The organism is Streptomyces sp. NBC_01304, assembly GCF_035975855.1.
Lineage (GTDB): Bacteria > Actinomycetota > Actinomycetes > Streptomycetales > Streptomycetaceae > Streptomyces.
The window spans coordinates 9,859,773-9,877,522 of the sequence record NZ_CP109055.1 but is presented as its reverse complement, the minus strand read 5'-3'; the positions used below and the strand labels follow the sequence as shown (position 1 = coordinate 9,877,522).

General features: G+C 70.0%; 16 protein-coding genes. 9 read left to right on the top strand and 7 right to left on the bottom strand.

The features are described 5' to 3' along the window. Positions 1 to 42: 42 nt before the first annotated feature. The 5 genes from OG430_RS44065 to OG430_RS44045 all read left to right on the top strand — a co-directional run bounded on the left by OG430_RS44065 (position 43) and on the right by OG430_RS44045 (position 5,188). Positions 43 to 663: a hypothetical protein gene (locus OG430_RS44065; RefSeq protein ID WP_327358296.1), complete on the top strand. Its 621-nt coding sequence runs from the start codon at positions 43 to 45 to the stop codon at positions 661 to 663. Positions 664 to 761: 98 nt separating this feature from the next. Next, on the top strand, positions 762 to 1,232 hold the full coding sequence (locus OG430_RS44060; protein ID WP_327358295.1) for a GNAT family N-acetyltransferase: 471 nt from the start codon (positions 762 to 764) through the stop codon (positions 1,230 to 1,232). A 180-nt stretch (positions 1,233 to 1,412) separates the two neighbouring features. Continuing rightward, positions 1,413 to 3,278, top strand: coding sequence for a membrane-associated oxidoreductase (locus OG430_RS44055; protein ID WP_327358294.1), 1,866 nt, complete (start codon positions 1,413 to 1,415; stop codon positions 3,276 to 3,278). A gap of 69 nt (positions 3,279 to 3,347) precedes the next feature. After that, positions 3,348 to 4,013, top strand: a complete 666-nt coding sequence (locus OG430_RS44050; protein WP_327358293.1) for a response regulator transcription factor — start codon at positions 3,348 to 3,350, stop codon at positions 4,011 to 4,013. Further along, positions 4,010 to 5,188, top strand: a complete 1,179-nt coding sequence (locus tag OG430_RS44045) for a sensor histidine kinase (RefSeq protein ID WP_327358292.1) — start codon at positions 4,010 to 4,012, stop codon at positions 5,186 to 5,188. Before OG430_RS44050 ends, OG430_RS44045 begins: the two co-directional genes overlap by 4 nt. Before the next feature lie 221 nt (positions 5,189 to 5,409). On the opposite strand, the gene OG430_RS44040 is transcribed toward OG430_RS44045, so the two are convergent. Next, complete coding sequence (locus tag OG430_RS44040; RefSeq protein ID WP_327358291.1) at positions 5,410 to 5,688, bottom strand: hypothetical protein; 279 nt, start codon at positions 5,686 to 5,688, stop codon at positions 5,410 to 5,412. A gap of 336 nt (positions 5,689 to 6,024) precedes the next feature. Between OG430_RS44040 and OG430_RS44035 the strand changes: the two genes are divergently transcribed. Beyond that, on the top strand, positions 6,025 to 6,303 hold the full coding sequence (locus tag OG430_RS44035; RefSeq protein ID WP_327358290.1) for a hypothetical protein: 279 nt from the start codon (positions 6,025 to 6,027) through the stop codon (positions 6,301 to 6,303). A gap of 100 nt (positions 6,304 to 6,403) precedes the next feature. Here OG430_RS44035 and OG430_RS44030 read toward each other — a convergent pair whose 3' ends face one another. The 3 genes from OG430_RS44030 to OG430_RS44020 all read right to left on the bottom strand — a co-directional run bounded on the left by OG430_RS44030 (position 6,404) and on the right by OG430_RS44020 (position 9,600). Further along, positions 6,404 to 7,324, bottom strand: coding sequence for a carbohydrate ABC transporter permease (locus OG430_RS44030; protein WP_327358289.1), 921 nt, complete (start codon positions 7,322 to 7,324; stop codon positions 6,404 to 6,406). Further along, complete coding sequence (locus OG430_RS44025) at positions 7,321 to 8,235, bottom strand: carbohydrate ABC transporter permease (protein WP_327358288.1); 915 nt, start codon at positions 8,233 to 8,235, stop codon at positions 7,321 to 7,323. The genes OG430_RS44030 and OG430_RS44025 overlap by 4 nt, the downstream gene beginning before the upstream one ends. A 72-nt stretch (positions 8,236 to 8,307) precedes the next feature. Continuing rightward, complete coding sequence (locus OG430_RS44020) at positions 8,308 to 9,600, bottom strand: ABC transporter substrate-binding protein (RefSeq protein ID WP_327358287.1); 1,293 nt, start codon at positions 9,598 to 9,600, stop codon at positions 8,308 to 8,310. A 266-nt stretch (positions 9,601 to 9,866) separates the two neighbouring features. On the opposite strand from OG430_RS44020, the gene OG430_RS44015 reads away from it, so the two are divergent. Continuing rightward, positions 9,867 to 11,897: an NPCBM/NEW2 domain-containing protein gene (locus OG430_RS44015; protein WP_327358286.1), complete on the top strand. Its 2,031-nt coding sequence runs from the start codon at positions 9,867 to 9,869 to the stop codon at positions 11,895 to 11,897. 28 nt (positions 11,898 to 11,925) lie between these two features. Here OG430_RS44015 and OG430_RS44010 read toward each other — a convergent pair whose 3' ends face one another. After that, complete coding sequence (locus OG430_RS44010; RefSeq protein WP_327358285.1) at positions 11,926 to 12,885, bottom strand: ROK family protein; 960 nt, start codon at positions 12,883 to 12,885, stop codon at positions 11,926 to 11,928. Positions 12,886 to 13,063: 178 nt separating this feature from the next. Between OG430_RS44010 and OG430_RS44005 the strand changes: the two genes are divergently transcribed. Beyond that, positions 13,064 to 14,128 carry a LacI family DNA-binding transcriptional regulator gene (locus tag OG430_RS44005; protein ID WP_442816772.1) on the top strand — a complete coding sequence of 355 codons (1,065 nt, stop codon included), beginning with the start codon at positions 13,064 to 13,066 and terminating at the stop codon, positions 14,126 to 14,128. Between the two features lie 187 nt (positions 14,129 to 14,315). Next, positions 14,316 to 15,503, top strand: coding sequence for a serine hydrolase domain-containing protein (locus OG430_RS44000; RefSeq protein ID WP_327358284.1), 1,188 nt, complete (start codon positions 14,316 to 14,318; stop codon positions 15,501 to 15,503). Between the two features lie 30 nt (positions 15,504 to 15,533). Here the strand turns inward: OG430_RS44000 and OG430_RS43995 are convergent, their stop codons facing one another. Together OG430_RS43995 and OG430_RS43990 are read right to left on the bottom strand one after the other, a co-directional pair. Then, positions 15,534 to 15,899: an iron chaperone gene (locus OG430_RS43995; RefSeq protein ID WP_327358283.1), complete on the bottom strand. Its 366-nt coding sequence runs from the start codon at positions 15,897 to 15,899 to the stop codon at positions 15,534 to 15,536. A gap of 20 nt (positions 15,900 to 15,919) precedes the next feature. Then, positions 15,920 to 17,659, bottom strand: a complete 1,740-nt coding sequence (locus OG430_RS43990; protein ID WP_327358282.1) for a serine/threonine-protein kinase — start codon at positions 17,657 to 17,659, stop codon at positions 15,920 to 15,922. Positions 17,660 to 17,750 lie beyond the last annotated feature (91 nt).

The window sequence follows — 17,750 nt, the reverse complement described above, 5'->3', positions numbered from 1 at the left end:
GTTTCTCTTGTCAATATGCCTCACGACAGGGATACTTGTCGCATGGATCTCAGGGCGATACCGGCGATACCCACCCCGGACCGGACCGACGGCGATTTCTGGACCAGCGTCATGACCATGGTCGAGCCCGCCTGGAGCGAGCTCGACGAGCGCGACTCCTTCGCCATGGACGACGACGTACTGGACGCGGTCCGCCCGTTGGCCGAGCGGATCTCGACACGCGCCCAGGCGTACCGCGCCGCCGGCAAACCCTTCGACCCGGCCCTCACCCCCGCCCCCGACGTCCAACTCGCCCTGTTGCGCGCGCTGTACGAGGCCAAGTGCGCCGTCGACCGTCTCGCCGAAAGCGCCGCCACCGTCGCCGGCCGCAGCGGTGCGAGCTACACCCAGCTGGGCGCCGCCTGGGGCGGCATCAAGCGCCAGTCCGCCCGCCTCAAGTGGCCCCACGCCGTGACCAAGAAGCCCGCCGGTGAACCGATCCCGCTCACCTATGCCGGCGGAACTGCCGCCATCCACCACGACATCGACGCCGACGCCTGGTGGTACACCGCCACCGCCGCCGACCTGCAGTACGCGGAGTCCGAGGCCGTCCACGGCACCTCTGCCGAAGCGATTGCCACGGCGACCGAGTTCCTCCTCTCCCACGCCCAGCCCGCCGACTGACCACCGCCTGGACCGACCCGGAGCGGTCCTACCGCCACACACGGCAACTCACGGAATCCGCGTGCGGCCACAGCGCGTATCTGCGAGCATGCGCCGCTGTGGAGATCAACAACCTTGCCGTCCGCCGTGCGACCGACTCCGATGCCGCTGCGGTGGCCGAGGTATGGCTGCGTGCGTTTTCCGCGGCGCTTCCGCAGGTACGCCGCGCGCATACGGACGAACAAGTCCGCTCGTGGTTCCGGGAAGTGGTCGTGCCCGGCCAGGAGACCTGGGTGGCGACAGTCGAAGGCGCGGTCGTCGGACTGATGGTGCTGGACGGCGCGGACCTGGAGCAGCTCTATCTCGATCCTCCGTGGCGCGGCCACGGCATCGGCGACCGTCTCGTGGAGCTGGCCAAGCAGCGCCGTCCGGCCGGATTGGCTCTGTGGACGTTCCAGGTCAACGCCCCCGCATGTCGCTTCTACGAACGGCACGGCTTCGTCGAGGCGGAGCGCACCGACGGCCGGCGCAACGAGGAACGGGAGCCGGACGTCCGGTACGTATGGCGTCCGGGAAAGCAAGAGCCCTAGGGAAAAGCAAGAGCCCTGAGGACGTTCAACGCCGCCTCGGCCGAGCGGCATCCGCCGACCGGACCCGCCTCGCCCCGCAGGAAGCCCCCGCGACTGCCGAGAGACAGGCCCATCGAGCCCCGAGCCGTTGCGGTCGGGCGTCTGCGCGTCCAGCCACACCGCGCATCCGGCGGCGCCATCATGATCGCCGGAGGGCCGGTCGAGCTGCTGCTCGGCGTGAACGCCGAAGGCAAGTCCCTGGAGGAAGTGGCGACCCCGCTGACCGCCGTCGAGGCTTCCAAAGGGTGCTGCTGGAAGGACAGTTGCATCGGGCACGCCGGGCCGCGAACCGCAGCCCCGTTGACAAGAACCGACCCGCGTGGCCACAGTCGCGCGATGGAGATCGACGAGCTGACCCCGGCCGAACTGCAGGTCTGGCAGGCGTTTCCGCGCGGGACCGAGGTCGACTTCCGTACGGCCCCCGGCGAAGAAGCCACCGCCGGGAGTACCTGGGGACCCGAACGCACCCTGCGCGCCGAGGTGTTGCGCACCCTGCTGCTCAACGGGCCCCGCACGGCGGGCGAAACCGCCGTCCTCAAGGTGACGGGCGCCAGGATCACGGGCCGGCTCGACCTCCAGTACGCGACCGTCGACTGCCCCGTCCACCTGTGGGCGTGCTACTTCGAGGAGGAAGTCGACCTGTACGGCGCCCAGTTGCGCCGGCTCAGCCTCGGCGTCTCCGTCCTGCCGTCGCTGCATGCCACCTCGCTCAGGCTCGATGACTCGCTGCGTATGACCCTGTGCCGGGTGCGCGGCCCCGTACGTCTGGCCGGGGCGCGGATCACGGGCGCGGTGTTCCTGGACCGTGCCCGCATCGGCGAGCCCGCTCAGGAGTCCGACGACGCACCCGCCCCGCCCGGCACGCCCGCCCCTCCTGCCCCGAACCGACGTCGCGAGGACGTCCTGCAGCTCAACGGCGCCGTGATCGAGGACCATCTCTCGGCACGCGGCCTGACCGTGCACGGCACCTTCCGTGTGCACGGCACGAGCATCGCGGGCACCCTCGACCTCGACGAGGCGCGCCTCGACTGCCCCGCAGGGACGGCCCTGCGCGGCACCCGCCTGGCGGTCGGCTCCGACCTCAAGGCCCGGTACCTGACGGCCAACGGCGAACTCTGCCTCAAGGGAGCGGCCATCGCGGGCACACTCGACCTGAGCGACTCCCGGCTCGACAACCCCACCGACACCACCCTGCACGCATCGACCCTCAGCGTCGGGGCGGATCTGCACGCGATGCGGCTCGTCTCGAACGGCCGGATCAATCTGCGCGGTGCCCGCATACCGGGCCAGCTCAATTTCGCCCACGCATCGCTTGCGAACCCGGGCGGCATGGCTCTGCGCGCCAGCAGCCTGGTCGCCGGTGAGCTCTGGTTCCGCGAGGCCCGGCCCATCCGGGGCACGGTCTCACTGCGCCGCGCCCAGCTGGATCTGCTCCACATCACCCCGGCGACCTGGCCCGACGAGGTACGGCTCGACGGCCTGACCTACACCACACTCGCCCCGCACGAGCCGGCCGAGCGACGACTGGCGTTGCTGTGGCGGGACAAGGACGGCCACATCCCGTTCTCGTACGAACAACTCACCACGGCCTACCGCCGCATCGGCGACGACGGCGCGGCCCGCACGGTCCAACTCGCCAAGCAGCGCCGGCACCGCTCCACTCTGCCGCCCTACGCCCGCCTGTGGGGATACGTCCAGGACGCCGCCGTGGGCTACGGCTTCCGCCCCGTCCGCGCTGCCGCCTGGCTGTTCTCGCTCCTGCTGATCGGCACGCTCGCCTACACGGCCGAGCACCCCCGCGCCCTGAAACCCGACGAGGCCCCGGCCTTCAACGCGCTCGTCTACACACTCGACCTGCTGCTGCCGATCATCGACTTCGGCCAGGAAAGCGCGTACACGCCGACCGGCACGGGATTCCAGTGGCTGGCCTACGCCCTGATCATCACGGGCTGGGTCCTCGCGACGACGATCGCGGCGGGCGTCACCCGCACGATCAGCCGCCAGTGATCAGGAACGTCGCGCATGCCCTCGTCACGTAACAGCGACGAAAGGTGCATATCGGGTAGACAGGGCCTCATGCGAGTACTGGTTGTGGAGGACGAGGCATTTCTTGCCCAGATGATCGCCAAGGGGCTGCGCCGGGCCGCGCTGGCCGTGGATGTCGCGGGCGACGGCCGCGAGGCGCTGCGCAAGCTCGAGTTCGGCGCGTATGACGTGCTGGTCCTCGATCGCGATCTGCCGGGTGTGCACGGTGACGAGGTGTGCCGGCAGGTCGTGGAGCAGCGGCTGCTCACCCGGGTGCTGATGCTGACGGCCGCCTCCGCCGTGCGCGAGCGGGTCGAGGGTCTCGGGCTCGGCGCCGACGACTACCTCACCAAGCCGTTCGCGTACGACGAGTTGCTCGCCCGCGTTCTGGCCCTTGGCCGGCGCGCCCGCCCGGCACTGCCGCCGGTTCTTCGGCGCGGCGGTCTGACGCTGGACACCGGCCGCCGCAAGGCCACCCGCGAGGGCCGTGAACTCCCCCTGTCACGCAAGGAGTTCGCGGTTCTGGAGGCCCTGATGCGGGCCGACGGCGGAGTGGTGAGCGGTGAGGATCTGGTCGAGCAGGTCTGGGAGGAGGACACCGGCTACCGCACCAACGCGGTCCGGGTCACCCTCAGCAAGCTGCGCGCCAAGCTCGGGGAGCCCCCGGCGGTGGAGACCGTGCCGGGCGCGGGGTACCGGATCGGGGACGGGGCGTGAGGGGGCGCGGCCTCACCGAGCGGGCCCGGCTCACCGCCTTGTACAGCGTGCTGCTCGCGCTCTCCGGTGCGGCTCTGATCGGCGTGGTCTATCTCGTCGTGCGCCACGGCCTGGACGCCCAGATCAACGCCGCCGTCACCAAGGTGGTGCCGAGGGACGGCACGGCCCAGACCGAGCCCGGTTACACGGTTCCGCCCCAGCCCCGCTCCGACGGGACCCACGACGGGGTCCAGGACTCCGCCACGCTGATCAGCGCCGCCGCCCGGGCCGCCCTCGGCCGTCTGCTCACCGTGTCCCTGCTCACACTGGCCGCCTTCGTCATCCTCTCCGTGGCCCTCGCCTGGTGGATGGCGGGGCGGGTGCTCCGCCCGGTCCGGGTGATCAGCGCGACCGCACGCCGGCTGTCCGGCGAGAACCTGCACGAACGCATCGCGCTGTCCGCACCCCCCGGCGAACTCAAGGACCTCGCCGACACCTTCGACGCCATGCTCGGACGGATGGAGGAGCTGGTCACGGCCCAGCAGCGGTTCGCCGCGAACGCCGCGCACGAGCTGCGTACGCCGCTCGCCGTGCAGCGGGCCGCAGCAGAGATCGGCCTCGCGGATCCCGACCCGGCGAATGTCGCGGAGATCCGCACGAAGCTGATCGAGACCGCCGACGAGAGCGAGCGGCTGATCGAGGGGCTGTTGCTCCTGTCGGTCGCCGACCAGGGGCGGCTCGAGCGGTCCGAGGCGGTGGCGCTCGTCGGAGTCGTCGAGTCGGTGGTGGCGGGGCTCGCGGACGAGGCACGCCGGTACGAGGTCTCCGTCGCGGTCGACGTACACGGGAAGCCGTACGACGTGGACGGGGACCCGGTCCTCGTCCACCACCTGGTGCACAACCTGGTGGCCAATGCCCTGCGCCACAACCGTCCGGGCGGCACGGTCTCGCTCACCCTCACCCCTGCCGAGCTGGAGGTTTCCAACACCGGACCGCTGGTCCCGCCGGATGTCGTGCCCCGCCTGTTCGAGCCGTTCCACCGCCTCACGGAGCGTACGCATCAGCCGGGCGAGGGGGCCGGTCTCGGGCTGTCGCTCGTGGCGTCGATCGCGCGGGCGCACGGGTGGACGCTGTCGGCCTCGGCGAACCCGGGCGGTGGGCTGACGGTGCGGGTGCGGACGGGGCCGCGATGGTAGGCCCGGGCACCGGGGGCGCCCGCGGCGGCGAGGCGCGCGGTGAGTTCGGCGGCGCCCGGCGGGGCCGCGGCGCGCCATCGTTCCAGAGGTGTGGCGAGGACCAGCGCGAGGAGATCCTCCGGGGCCACGTACGCGTGCGTCATTTCTCGTGCTCCTCTCGCGCGCTCCGTGTCGGTGGGGGGCCCGTGTCGGCACGGGCCCCCCACCGATGCCGCCAGGTGCTACTTCGACGCGTCCACGCGGCCCGCGTCGATGTGCGGGGTGTTCGCATCGGCCTTGATCGTCTGGCTGTACTTGTTGTCCTTGGAGGCGGGCTGGATCTTCTTTGCCGGCACGCTCTTCGTGCCCGCCGGCGCCTCGACGGTCTTGCTGTGCTCGGTGCGCTTGTGGTCCTGGTGACCGGCACCCGCGCCGTTCGCCGCCTGCGCGACACCGCCGAGGGCGAGGGAACCGAGCAGCACGGCACCCGAGGCGATCGCGATGCGCTTGTTGAGCTTCATGGGGGTCTCCTTGGTTCGGGCCTGATTCGGACTTGATTCGGCGTTTTTCGCCGACACCAGAACCGTAGATTTTGAGGGCATTTCCTTTCCCTCTCCCTTGTGGCCGCTCAACCGGCCGTCGCTGACGCACCGCTTACGCCCATGCGCATGCCCATGCCCATGCCGCCGATCGGGCGGTAGGGCAGTCGCGTCGCCGCGTGAAGTGGGTGGCCAGGCGCTCCGTATGACCATATTGCCGGTGTCGAATGGTGGGCCGAGCCGCGCATGCGAGCAGGCGCCCGCCTGCCTCCGCGCTCACGGACACCGCGGGCGCCCTTGAAAGGAACCCCTGGTCAAATGCGTATGCTCCGCGCCGTGATCCTGGCCGGCGTGCTGGGATTTGCCGTGCTCTCCCCCGCCGCGCCCGCCGCCCTGGCCGCTCCACTGCCGAACGACTGCCCCGCCTGTGGCGGCTTCGCCGGACTGACGTGCCCGCCGGGCTTCGTCTGCATGGATGACCCCCGAGACGAATGCGACCCCGCGAACGGCGGCGCCGACTGCATGGGCGTGTGCGTACTAGAGGGCCTTGTCCAGGGTCCGGCCCCGCAACAGGGCACGCGGATCTCGATCGCCTAGGTCGGCGTCTGGCCGTCGTGCCGCTGTGCGCGCACGGCAATGCCGTGCGCGCACAGCAATGGGGACTGGAACAGTTCGCGTTCGGCGAAGGCCCTGAGCCCTACCCCTTCGTCGACCCGAGCGTCAGCCCCGCGATGAAGTGCCGCTGCAGCACCAGGAACACGATGATCGTGGGCAGCGCCACAAGCACCGACCCCGCGGCCAGCAAGTTGTAGTCCGTAAAAAATTGGCCGCGCAGATTGTTCAGGGCCGAAGTGACCGGCAGCTTGTCGCCGTTGGAGATGAAGACGAGGGCCCACAGGAAGTCGTTGTACATCCAGGTGAACTGCAGCGTGCCGAGCGCGGCCAGGGCGGGGCGGCACAGCGGCAGCGTGATGCGCCAGTACTGGGTCCACACGCCGGCTCCGTCGACGACGGCCGCCTCGATGATCTCCTGGGGCAGGGTGCGCATGAAATTGGCCAACACGAACACGCAGAAGCCGAGTTGGAAGCCGACCTGGGCCGCGAGGACCGCCCAGTAGGAGTCGAACATCAGCATCGAGTCGGACATCCAGTAGGGCAGGTCGATGCGGTTGAACACCACGTACAGCGGGGTGACGATGACCTGTTGCGGGAGCAGGTTGCCGGCCGTGAACACCATCACAAGGACGATGCCGCCGCGCATCCGCAGCCGCGAGACGGCGAAGGCCACGAACGAGCCGAGGAAGAGCACGATCAGCACGCCCGGCACGGCGATGATCAGCGTGTTGAGGAAGTACTTGGTCATGCCGGATTCGCTGAACGCCTGCTGGTAGTAGTCGAAGGACAGGTTCTTCGGCCACGAGAAGTAGCCGTGCTCCGACGTTTCCTCGTACGGCCGCAGGGAGGCGTAGACGGCGAGCAGCAGCGGCGCGAGGAAGGCGAGGGAGACCGTCATCAGGAACAGGTGCACCCCGAAGCGGCCTGCCCGCGGGCGGCGCCGGGACGGGTCGGTGGGCGGTGCGGTGGCCGTGGTGGGCGCGGGGGCGATGCCGACGCTCATCGGTTCTTCTCCCCTCGGAGCTCCTGGACCAGGTACGTCACGACGAATCCGAGCGAGACGACGAGCAGCACCACGGCGATGGCCGAGCCGAAGCCGATGCGGCTGGCCTCGCCGATGATGTTGTCGGTGACCAGGACGGAGAGCAGTTCGAGGCCGTTTCTGCCCTTGTTGACGGCGTAGACGATGTCGAACGCGCGCAGGCCCTCGATGACGGTGATGACCATGACGATGATGTTGACCGGCCGCAGCGTCGGGAAGACGACGCGGAAGAAGGTCTGACGGGCGCTCGCGCCGTCGATGGCGGCGGCCTCCTTGAGGGACTGGTCGACCGCCTTGAGCCCGGCCAAGTAGAGGATCATGACGTAGCCGGTGTGCCGCCAGGCCGCGGCGAGCAACACCATCCAGATGTTCAGGTCTGGGTCGCCGAGCCAGTCGACGGGGTCGTCCTTGTTGGCGAGGATCGCGTTCAGTGCGCCCTGGTCTCGGGAGAAGACCAGTTGGGCGATGAAGCCGACGATGGCCAGGGAGAGGACGACCGGCATGTACAGGGTCGACTGGTAGAAGCGGCTGAAGCGCACGCCCCGGTCGATGATCACGGCGAGCAGCAGTCCGAACGGCGTGGCCACCAGGCCGAGGAAGGCCAGCCACATCAGGTTGTGCCGGACGGCGGGCCAGAACTGCGGGTACTCGGTGAAGAGGTTCTTGTAGTTGTCGGTGCCGACCCATTTGATGTCGCCGATGCCGTCCCAGCTGGTGAAGGACAGGGCGACGGAGGCGAGGGTCGGGCCCCAGATGATGAAGACCTCGATGAGGATCGGTATGCCGAGGAGCACACCGAGGACGACGAGGTCGCGGGCGGTGAACCGCCGTAGACCTCGCCGTCGGGTGCGCCGCGGGGTGGTGAGCGACACGGGCACGGACTCCCAGGGCGGGTGGGTGGGTTGAACTGCCTCAGGGACGCGGTCAGTCGGAGGCAGGGAGAGTCAGTCGGAAGCGAAGATGGTCTTCTTCTGCCGTTCGATGTCGTTGACCAGTCCGTCCACGTCGTCCGGGTCGCCGATGAACTTCGTGATGGCCGGGATCATCACGGTGCTGGAGAAGTCCGGCCGGGTGTCGCGGTCCAGGAACTGGGAGATCTGCTTGGCGCCCGACACCAGCTCGACCGCCTTCTTCTGCAGCGGCGAGTAGCCGGAGGTGTCGGCGTCCTGGTGCACGGCGATGTTGTTCGGGTCGTACTGGAGGTACGTCTCCTCGGCCTTGGCCGTGCCCAGGAACTTGAGCAGGTCCCTGGCCGCCTCCCGGCCCTTGTCGGTCTTGAGGTTCTTGCCCCTCTTCGCCATCAGGAAGCCGTCGATGGGCGCCTCGACGGCGTCCTGGCCGTGCTCGGGGTTGATGACGGGGAAGGGGAAGAAGTCGAGGTCGTCCTGCTCGTCCTTCGGGAACTGCTGGCCGGGGTGCGGCAGTCCGAACACCACCATGCCGGTCTCGCGCTTCTGCAGGCTGGTGGCCGCCTCCTGCCAGGTGCGTCCGTTGGCGCCCTTCTGGCTGTACGGCATGAGCCTGCGCCAGGTGTCGAAGACCTCCTTGACCTGCTTGCCGTTCCAGGCCTCTTCGCCGGCCATCAGGTTCTTGTGGAACTCGTATCCGTTGATGCGCATGTTGAGGTAGTCGAAGGTGCCCATCGCGGGCCAGCCGTCCTTGTTGCCGAAGGCGAAGGGGACGAGCTTGTCCTTCTGCATCTGCTTGGCGAGCGCGACGTAGGCGTCGAAGGTCTTCGGGGGCTCGTACCCGTACTTCTTGAAGACGCTCTTCCGGTGGAAGACGGCCCACGGATAGTAGTAGTACGGCACGAAGTACTGCTTGCCGTCCTCGCCCGTCGACTGGTCCTTGAGGGCCCCCGAGAAGCCCTTGAAGTCGGCCCATACGTCGCTGATGTCGTGCAGCAGTCCCTTCTTCGCGAAGAACTGCATGCGATATCCCGCGAACCACATGAAGACGTCGTCGGGCGTGCTCTGCAGATAGCGGTTGATGTTCTCCTGGAACGAGTTGTGGTCGATGGTGTTGACCGCGACGCTCCGGTCGTCCTTCGACTGTTTCTCGTACGCCTTGAAGGCCGCCCCGAACGCTTTCTTCGGCACGGGGTCCGAGGCGTTGGAGCCCATCGCGACGGTCTTGCCCCCGTTGCCCGGGCCGTCGCCGCAGGCGCTCAGGAGGGCGGGAAGGGTGACCGCGCCGGCGCCGATCGCCGCGCCCCGCAGCAGATTCCGCCGGGACATCCGATGTCCTGTCGCGCTTCCTGGCGTGACCGACCCACTGAACGATGACTGCGCCATGTCCCCCTCCTCGGAGTACAACCCAACACAACCGAACGCGAGGTTGGATCCCACTCCCAACCAGCAACAACGTCAAGGGTTCTGACGGGATATCGGACAACCGTTACCGCTTCTCTTCCAACAGACTCCAACACGGCCTACCGTAAACGCGCGTCCATGATGTGAGCACGTAAAGACCCCACCTTTCGCGATCACGGAGGAACGTAACGATGCGTCACCTTCCCGTGCGAGGCGCCCGACGAAGAGTCGTCGGAGCGCTGGCAACAAGCCTCTTGTGCACGATGGGCCTCGCGGCCCCGGCGATCGCCCACGCGCCGGACTCCCCCACGGGCACACCGGCCCCACGGCTCGACGCCGGGCCCGCCCTCACCCCGCCCATGGGGTTCAACAACTGGAACTCCACCCACTGCAGGGCCGACTTCAACGAGGCGATGGTCAAGGGCATCGCCGACCTCTTCGTCGACAAGGGCCTCAAGGACGCCGGCTACCAGTACGTGAATCTCGACGACTGCTGGGCGCTGCCCGAGCGCGACGCGAACGGCAAGCTGGTGCCCGACCCGGTGCGATTCCCCAACGGAATCAAGGCAGTTGCGGACTACGTACACACCAAAGGCCTGAAGTTCGGCATCTACACCAGCGCCGGCACCAAGACCTGTAACTCGGCCGGATTCCCCGGCGGCCTCGGCCACGAGGAGAGCGACGCACGGCAGTTCGCCGACTGGGGCGTCGACTACCTCAAGTACGACAACTGCAACAACCAGGGCGTGGACGCCAAGCAGCGCTACATCAAGATGCGCGACGCCCTGAAGGCCACCGGCCGGCCCATCGTCTACAGCATCTGCGAATGGGGCGAGAACAAGCCCTGGGAGTGGGCGGCGGACGTCGGCCAGCTGTGGCGCACCACCGGTGACATCAGCGACAGTTGGGGCTCCATGGTGTCGATCATGAAGCAGAACCTGCCGCTCGCGCAGTACGCGGGCCCCGGCCACTGGAACGACCCGGACATGCTCGAGGTCGGCAACGGCGGCATGACCCCGACCGAGTACCGCACGCACTTCTCCATGTGGTCGATCATGGCGGCCCCGCTGCTCATCGGCTCCGATCTGCGCAAGGCGGACGCGGACACCTTCGAGATCCTCGCCAACAAGGAAGTCATCGCGGTCGACCAGGACCCGCTGGGCAAGCAGGGCAAGGTCCTGTCCAGCCAAGGCGGGCGCTGGGTCGTCGCCAAGGAGATGAAGGACGGCAGCCGCGCCGTCGCCCTGTTCAACGAGTCCGCGACGGCACAGCGCATCGCGACCACCGCGAAGGACGTGGGCCTGCCGGCCGCCGACGCCTACTCGGTGCGCGACCTGTGGCAGCACAAGAGCTACAACACCGCGGGCACCCTCTCCGCGACCGTCCCCGCGCACGGCACGGTGCTGCTGCGCGTCGCGGCGGACGGCAAGTGGGCGTCGTACCCTCCGGCGACCGAACTCGCCCTGGAGGGCAGCCCGTTGGTGGAGGCCGGGAAGACGGCGAAGGTGACCACGAAGGTCACCGATCTGGGCCGCACCCCGGCCCGGCAGGTCTCGGTCGCGCTGACCGGCCCGTCCGGCTGGCAGATCAAGGCGACCTCGCCGACGACCGCGGACTCGGTGAGCACCGGCAAGTCGCTGAGCACGTCGTGGACGCTCACCGCACCCGCCGGTACGCCGACGGGCTCGTATGCCCTCACGTTGAAGGCCGCCTACCGGTCATCTTCGGGCACACGGGTGGAGAGCACACTCCCGCTCACCTCCCATGTGGTCGTCCCACCCCCGGCCGGCGCCTCACAGCTGAGTGAGCTGCCGATGCTGTCGGCCACCAACGGCTGGGGCCCGGTGGAGAAGAACACCAGCAACGGCGAGTCCGCGGCAGGCGACGGCAATCCGCTCACCCTCAACGGCACCGTCTTCGCCAAGGGACTCGGCGTACACGCGGACAGCGCCGTCGAGTTCTACGCCGGTACGCGCTGCTCCAAGGTCACCGCACAGGTCGGCGTCGACGACGAGAAGAGCACCAACGGCAGCGTCGCCTTCGAGATCTGGGCCGACGGCCGTAAGGCCGCCTCGACCGGCGTGCTCACCACGCCGGACGCCGCGCAGGCGATCAGCGCGGATGTCAGCGGGGCACAGCTGGTACGCCTCGTCGTCACCGACGGCGGGAACGGGGTCGACTCCGACCACGCGGACTGGGCGGAGGCGACGATGACCTGCTGAGCCCAACGGCCGACGGGTGAGGGTGAGTTCAGAGGGAAGCGGCCGCCGCGGCCGGAGCGCCGATCGCCGCGGCCGCCGCCCCCACCAGCCCCGCATCCGTACCCGTCATCGCGGGCACCACCGCCAGATCCCGTACGAAGGACAGCGTGGCGTAGTCCCGCAGGGCGCGGCGCAGCGGCGTGAAGAGTACGTCGCCCGCCTTCGCCACTCCCCCGCCGATCACCGCGATCTCGACCTCCACGAGCGTGGCCGTGGCCGCGATCCCGGCGGCGAGGGCCTGCGCGGCCCGCTCGAACGAAGCACGCGCGATCGCATCCCCCGCCCGGGCAGCCTCGGCCACGGCGATGGCCGAGGTGTCGCCGTCGGGGCCGGGCCGCCAGCCGTTCGCCAGCGCGCGCCGGGCGATGTTGGGGCCGCTCGCGATGCGCTCCACACAGCCGCGGGCCCCGCACGGGCAGGGGTCGCCGTCCAGGTCGACGCTGATGTGGCCGATGTGCCCGGCGTTCCCGGTCGGGCCGGGGTGCAGGGCGCCGTTCAGGACGAGGCCACCGCCGACACCCGTCGAGACGACCATGCACAGGGCGTTGTCATAGCCCTGGGCCGCGCCCTGCCAGTGCTCGGCCGCGGTGATCGCCACGCCGTCGCCGATGAGCTGGACCGGCAGCCCGCCGCTCGCCGCCTCGGCGCGCTCGACCAGCGGAAAGTCGCGCCAGCCCGGCACGTTGACGGGGCTGACCGTGCCTTTGGAAGCATCGACGGGACCTGCGCTGCCGATGCCGAGAGCTCGCGCCCTGTCCCACATCGGGGCCACCGAGAGTTCGCCGAGCACGCTCTCCACGGCGCGCATCACGCTCTCGCCGTCCTCCTGCGCGGGGGTGGGGCGCTGTGCGCGGACCAGGATCCGGCCGTGGCCGTCCACCAGGGCACCGGCGATCTTGGTGCCGCCGATGTCGAGGGCGGCGACGATCTTGTCTGAGGCGCTCTGCATCTGTGTCGGATCTCCTGGTGAGAGGGACGTCCCGGTGGACGGTCCCACGGGCGGCCCGATGGAGTGTTCCATGGACGGCCCGGTGGGGCGCTGAACAGTCTCTCCGCAACTGACAACGTTGTCTAGGCTCTATGCTCGACGCCACATCCCCTTATCGATCGTGGACAGGACAGCATTCGTGGCCGAGCCCGCAAGGCGCCCCTCGGGGCCCGAGAACCTGTCGTCCCGCTACGGCAACCGTCCGACCATGAAGGACGTCGCCGCGCGGGCCGGTGTGGGCCTCAAGACGGTCTCCCGCGTCGTCAACGGCGAGGCCGGGGTCACGCCCGACACCGAGCGCCGGGTGCAGGAGGCGATCGAGGCCCTGGGGTTCCGGCGCAACGACAGCGCGCGAGTGCTGCGCAAGGGACGTACCGCCTCCATCGGCCTCGTCCTGGAGGACCTCGCGGACCCCTTCTACGGCCCGCTGAGCCGCGCCGTCGAGGAGGTCGCCCGCGCCCACGGGGCCCTGCTCATCAACGGCTCCAGTGCCGAAGACCCCGACCGCGAGCAGGAGTTGGCGCTCGCGCTGTGCGCGCGGCGGGTCGACGGGCTCGTGGTCATCCCGGCCGGCGACGACCACCGCTATCTGGAGCCGGAGATCAGGGCGGGCGTCGCCACGGTCTTCGTGGACCGCCCCGCCGGGCAGATCGACGCGGACGTGGTGCTCTCCGACAGCTTCGGGGGCGCGCGCGACGGCGTCGCCCATCTGATCGCGCACGGGCACCGGCGGATCGGCTTCATCGGCGACCAGCCCCGCATTCACACGGCCGTGGAGCGCCTTCGGGGATATCGCGCGGCGATGGAGGACGCGGGCCTGCCCGTCGACGACGCCTGGGTCTCGCTCGGCTCGACCGACCCCGAGCGGGTCGCGGGCGCGGCCGAGACGATGCTCGCCGGGACCTCGGCGGCGGCTCCGGTGACCGCGGTGTTCGCGGGCAACAACCGCGTGACGGTCACGGTCGTACGTGTCCTCGCCGGCCTCTCCCGGCCCGTCGCGCTCGTCGGGTTCGACGACTTCGAGCTGGCGGACCTGCTCAGGCCGGGCGTGACCGTGGTGGCGCAGGACGCGGCGCAGTTGGGGCGGGCGGCGGCGGAGCGGCTGTTCCGGCGCCTTGACGGGGCGCCGCTCGACCCCGAGCGGATCGAGCTGACGACCCGGCTGATCGCACGGGGGTCTGGGGAGATTCCGCTGGCGGATTAGCAGCAGGCCAAGGGTGAACTTCGGTATCCGCACGGGGTCAACTGCCGCTCCTGGTACGGGGGTTAACCCCAGACACCGCCTGGGGCAGGCAGCGACCGCACCTGGGGACAGCTGGATGGGCCGAGCCCACTTCGACTGCTGGGATGGTCCCGACCAGCAGGCAATGTACACAGAAGTGGGGACCACCATGCGCGTGTCCGGACGGCGGCGACGCACCTTGCTCACCCAGACCACCCTCGCCGCAGTTCTCCTGACCACGTCGGCCGGACTGGCGACAGCGTCGGTCGACACCGACGGCAACGCCCGGTCCGGGTCGGCGGCGGGGCCGCGCCCGGCCGATCCGCTCCAGCAGGAAGTAAACGCGATTCACGACACCGGGACGGTCGGGGTGCTCGCCGAGGTGAGGTCACCGGGCGCACGTCGCCACGCCCGCGCCGGGACGGCCGAACTGGGCACCGACAGGCCGGTCCCACGGGACGGCAGGTTCCGGATCGGCAGCGCCACCAAGACCTTCACCGCCACGGTCGTGCTGCAACTCGTGGGCGAGGGGCGAGTATCCCTCGACGACACCGTCGAGCACTGGCTGCCCGGAGTGGTCCGGGGCAACGGCCACGACGGCAACCTGATCACCGTCCGGCAGCTGCTGCAGCACACCAGCGCCCTACCCGACGTACTGGAAGACATCCCCGCGCTCAACAGCGCGGCCGGCTACCGGGCCGAGCGGCTGCGCACCTACACCCCGAAGGAACTGGTGGCGCTGGCGCTGCGGCACACCACGACGATCGAGCCTGGCACCTGGTCGTACTCCAACACCAACTACATCCTCCTCGGAATGATCATCAAGGAGGTCACCGGCCGCAGTTGGGCCGAGGAGGTGAACGCCCGGATCATCCGCCCGCTGAGGCTGCACCGCACCATTGCGCCCGGCACCGCCCCGTCGATCCAGGGCCCGCACGCCCACGGCTACAGCGCGTTCGGTACCGACACGACCGTCGACACCACGGAGTTCAACCCGAGTGCGGTCGACGCCTCAGGGTCGATCATCAGCACCACGCAGGACCTGAGCCGGTTCTACGCCGCGCTGCTCGGCGGCCGACTGCTGGCTCCGGCCCAGCTCGACGCGATGACGACCACCGTGCCCGCGCCGGAACTGGGCGGGGAGTACGGACTCGGCCTGGGCAAGCTCCCGTTGACCTGTGGCGGCAGCTACTTCGCCCACGCGGGCGGGGTGTCCGGCTATCAGACCTGGGTCGGTGTCACCCCGGACGCGAGCCGGACCGCCGTGGTGCTGGCCACGGGCGACGGGGACGAGCGCACCCTGGGGGCCAGGGGCAGGCTCGTGGACCAAGAGCTGTGCCGCGGCAAGCGGCGGTAGCCGGCGAGCCGGTCGTGGAGTCTCGTGGAGTCAGCAGATCCTGCCCGGCCCCGCGACAACCGCCCTGAGCAGGTCCCGCAGCAGATCGAAGTCGATGGACTCGGGCTTGCGGAAGCGCAGGCAGCCCTTGCCCATGTCCTGGCCGGCCAACTCCTCGGTGAAGGCCTCGCGGACGTCGCTGCGCATCAGGTAGAAGGAGATGTACTGCTTCTGACCGGCGAACGCGATCTCCGCGACGCCCGCCCGCTCGTAGGCGGGCATCCCGTACGCCATGACCTCGTCGAAGCCCTTCAGCTCCGCCCGGCACAGCTTCCGCAGCCTGGTCAGGGCGTCCCTGCGTGCCTCGGGCACCTCGGCCAGGTAGTCGTCCACGCTCTTGGCTTCGCTCTGCACCATCCCGTGAGGATATGTGCGGCTCAGCAGACCGGCAGCCCCGGCAGCGGCTGGTCGTTGTCGCCGCCCTTGATGTAGACGTCGCTGATGAAGACGTTCGTGTTGCCGCTGTCGTCGTCGGTCTTGGCCCACCACACGTTGGTCCACTGGCCGTACGTCTCGCGGCGGCCCAGGTTCTGCTGGCAGTAGAAGTAGTTGGTGCCCGCGTTCAGCGTGCCCGCCTCCGCGCCGGAGGCGGTGTAGGACTTCGAGGTCTTCCAGACGTCGCAGTTGTACTTGCCGCCGCCGATGGAGTGGCAGACCGGGTCCGGGGTCGAGCCGCCGCCGGAGCCGCCCGAGTTGCCGCCCGTGGTGGTGGTGCCGCCGTCGGAGCCTCCGGAGGTGCCGCCGCCGTCCGAACCCCCGCTGTCGGAGCCGCCGTTCGAGCCGCCGCCCGTGGTGGTGCCGCCGTCACCGGCGGGCTTGGACGCACCGCCCGACGGCTTTTCGTCACCGCCCTTGGTCGGCTCCTTCGAGGCCTCGGAGGGCTTGCCGCTCTTTCCCTGTTCGGACGGGGTGGGGCCCTTGGTCGCCTTCCCGCTCTCCGGCTCCGGGGTGTCTCCCCCGCCCGCGCCCGGCGACTGACCGCGGCGCGCCTCCGGCCCGGAGCCGCCCGGCCCGCTCAGCAGCGCATAACCGACACCCCCCGCGGCCAGTACGGCGGCCACCGCCGCGGCGACCACGAAGGTGCGGCGCCGGTGGCGCAGGTTCTGCGTCTGGGCGGTGCCGACCAGCGGCCCGTCGTGGGCGACCAGCGGGGTCTCGGTGTCGGGGGTCGGCACGGGCGCCGGGTTCGCAAAGGACGGCACGGGCGGGGCCGTACGGGGCGCGGGGCGCAGCGCCATCGTCTCGGATCCGGATCCCGCGGCGCCGGTGGCGACTTCCTCGAGCAGTTGCTTGGCGCGGTCCGCGTCGGGCCGTGCGTAGGGGTTCTTCTCCATCAGGGCCCCGAGCACGGGGGCCAGCGCGCCCGCCCTGACCGGCTCGGGCAGCGGGTCGCTGATGATCGCGGTGAGCGTCGTCCACGTCGACGTACGGCGGAAGGGAGGCGATCCCTCGACGGCGAAGTGCAGGGTCGCACCGAGCGCCCAGATGTCGGAGGCGGGCCCGGGCTCGTGACCCTGGGCGCGCTCGGGCGCCAAGTAGTCGAGGGAGCCGACGAGTTCGCCGCTGCGGGTGAGGTTGACCGAGGCGCCGTCGCCCGGGTCGTCCATCGCGGCGATGCCGAAGTCGGTGAGGACGACGCGGCCGGAGTGCTCCAGGAGGATGTTGCCGGGCTTGACGTCGCGGTGCAGGACGCCCGCCTGGTGGGCGGCGGCGAGGGCGTCCATCACCTTGGCGCCGATGGCGGCGGCCTCGCGCGGCGGCAGGGTGCCGCGCTCGCGCAGGACGTCGTCGAGGGACGGGCCGTCGACGAGCTCCATGATGATCAGGGGGCGGCCGTCGACCTCGGCGACGTCGTGCACGGCGATGACGCCGGGGTGGCGCACCCGGGCCGCGGCCCGGCCCTCGCGCTGCATGCGCAGGCGCAGCGCCGCGAGTTCGGGCGCGGCCGCGTCCGTGAACGTACGCAGTTCCTTGATCGCGACTTCACGGCCGAGGCTTTCGTCGACGGCGCGCCACACCACGCCCATGCCGCCGCGTCCGAGCTGCTCCTGGATGCGGTAGCGCCCCGCAAGGAGACGGCCGATGCCGCCTGTCTGTTCGTTCTCCCCCGAAGACACCGCTGCCCCGTTCCGTCCGTACGCAATTGAAGTCGCGTACAGACTACGGGGCAGCGGTGACGTGCTTCGACGGCTGTCGGCTCCTGTTACT

Excerpts from the sequence above, each read along its gene's own strand:
- OG430_RS44065 (WP_327358296.1), top strand. The coding sequence starts at position 43 with ATGGATCTCAGGGCGATACCGGCGATACCCACCCCGGACCGGACCGAC.
- OG430_RS44055 (WP_327358294.1), top strand. The coding sequence starts at position 1,413 with ATGATCGCCGGAGGGCCGGTCGAGCTGCTGCTCGGCGTGAACGCCGAA.
- OG430_RS44050 (WP_327358293.1), top strand. The coding sequence starts at position 3,348 with ATGCGAGTACTGGTTGTGGAGGACGAGGCATTTCTTGCCCAGATGATC.
- OG430_RS44040 (WP_327358291.1), bottom strand. The coding sequence starts at position 5,688 with ATGAAGCTCAACAAGCGCATCGCGATCGCCTCGGGTGCCGTGCTGCTC.
- OG430_RS44035 (WP_327358290.1), top strand. The coding sequence starts at position 6,025 with ATGCGTATGCTCCGCGCCGTGATCCTGGCCGGCGTGCTGGGATTTGCC.
- OG430_RS44030 (WP_327358289.1), bottom strand. The coding sequence starts at position 7,324 with ATGAGCGTCGGCATCGCCCCCGCGCCCACCACGGCCACCGCACCGCCC.
- OG430_RS44020 (WP_327358287.1), bottom strand. The coding sequence starts at position 9,600 with ATGTCCCGGCGGAATCTGCTGCGGGGCGCGGCGATCGGCGCCGGCGCG.
- OG430_RS44015 (WP_327358286.1), top strand. The coding sequence starts at position 9,867 with ATGCGTCACCTTCCCGTGCGAGGCGCCCGACGAAGAGTCGTCGGAGCG.
- OG430_RS44010 (WP_327358285.1), bottom strand. The coding sequence starts at position 12,885 with ATGCAGAGCGCCTCAGACAAGATCGTCGCCGCCCTCGACATCGGCGGC.
- OG430_RS44000 (WP_327358284.1), top strand. The coding sequence starts at position 14,316 with ATGCGCGTGTCCGGACGGCGGCGACGCACCTTGCTCACCCAGACCACC.
- OG430_RS43995 (WP_327358283.1), bottom strand. The coding sequence starts at position 15,899 with ATGGTGCAGAGCGAAGCCAAGAGCGTGGACGACTACCTGGCCGAGGTG.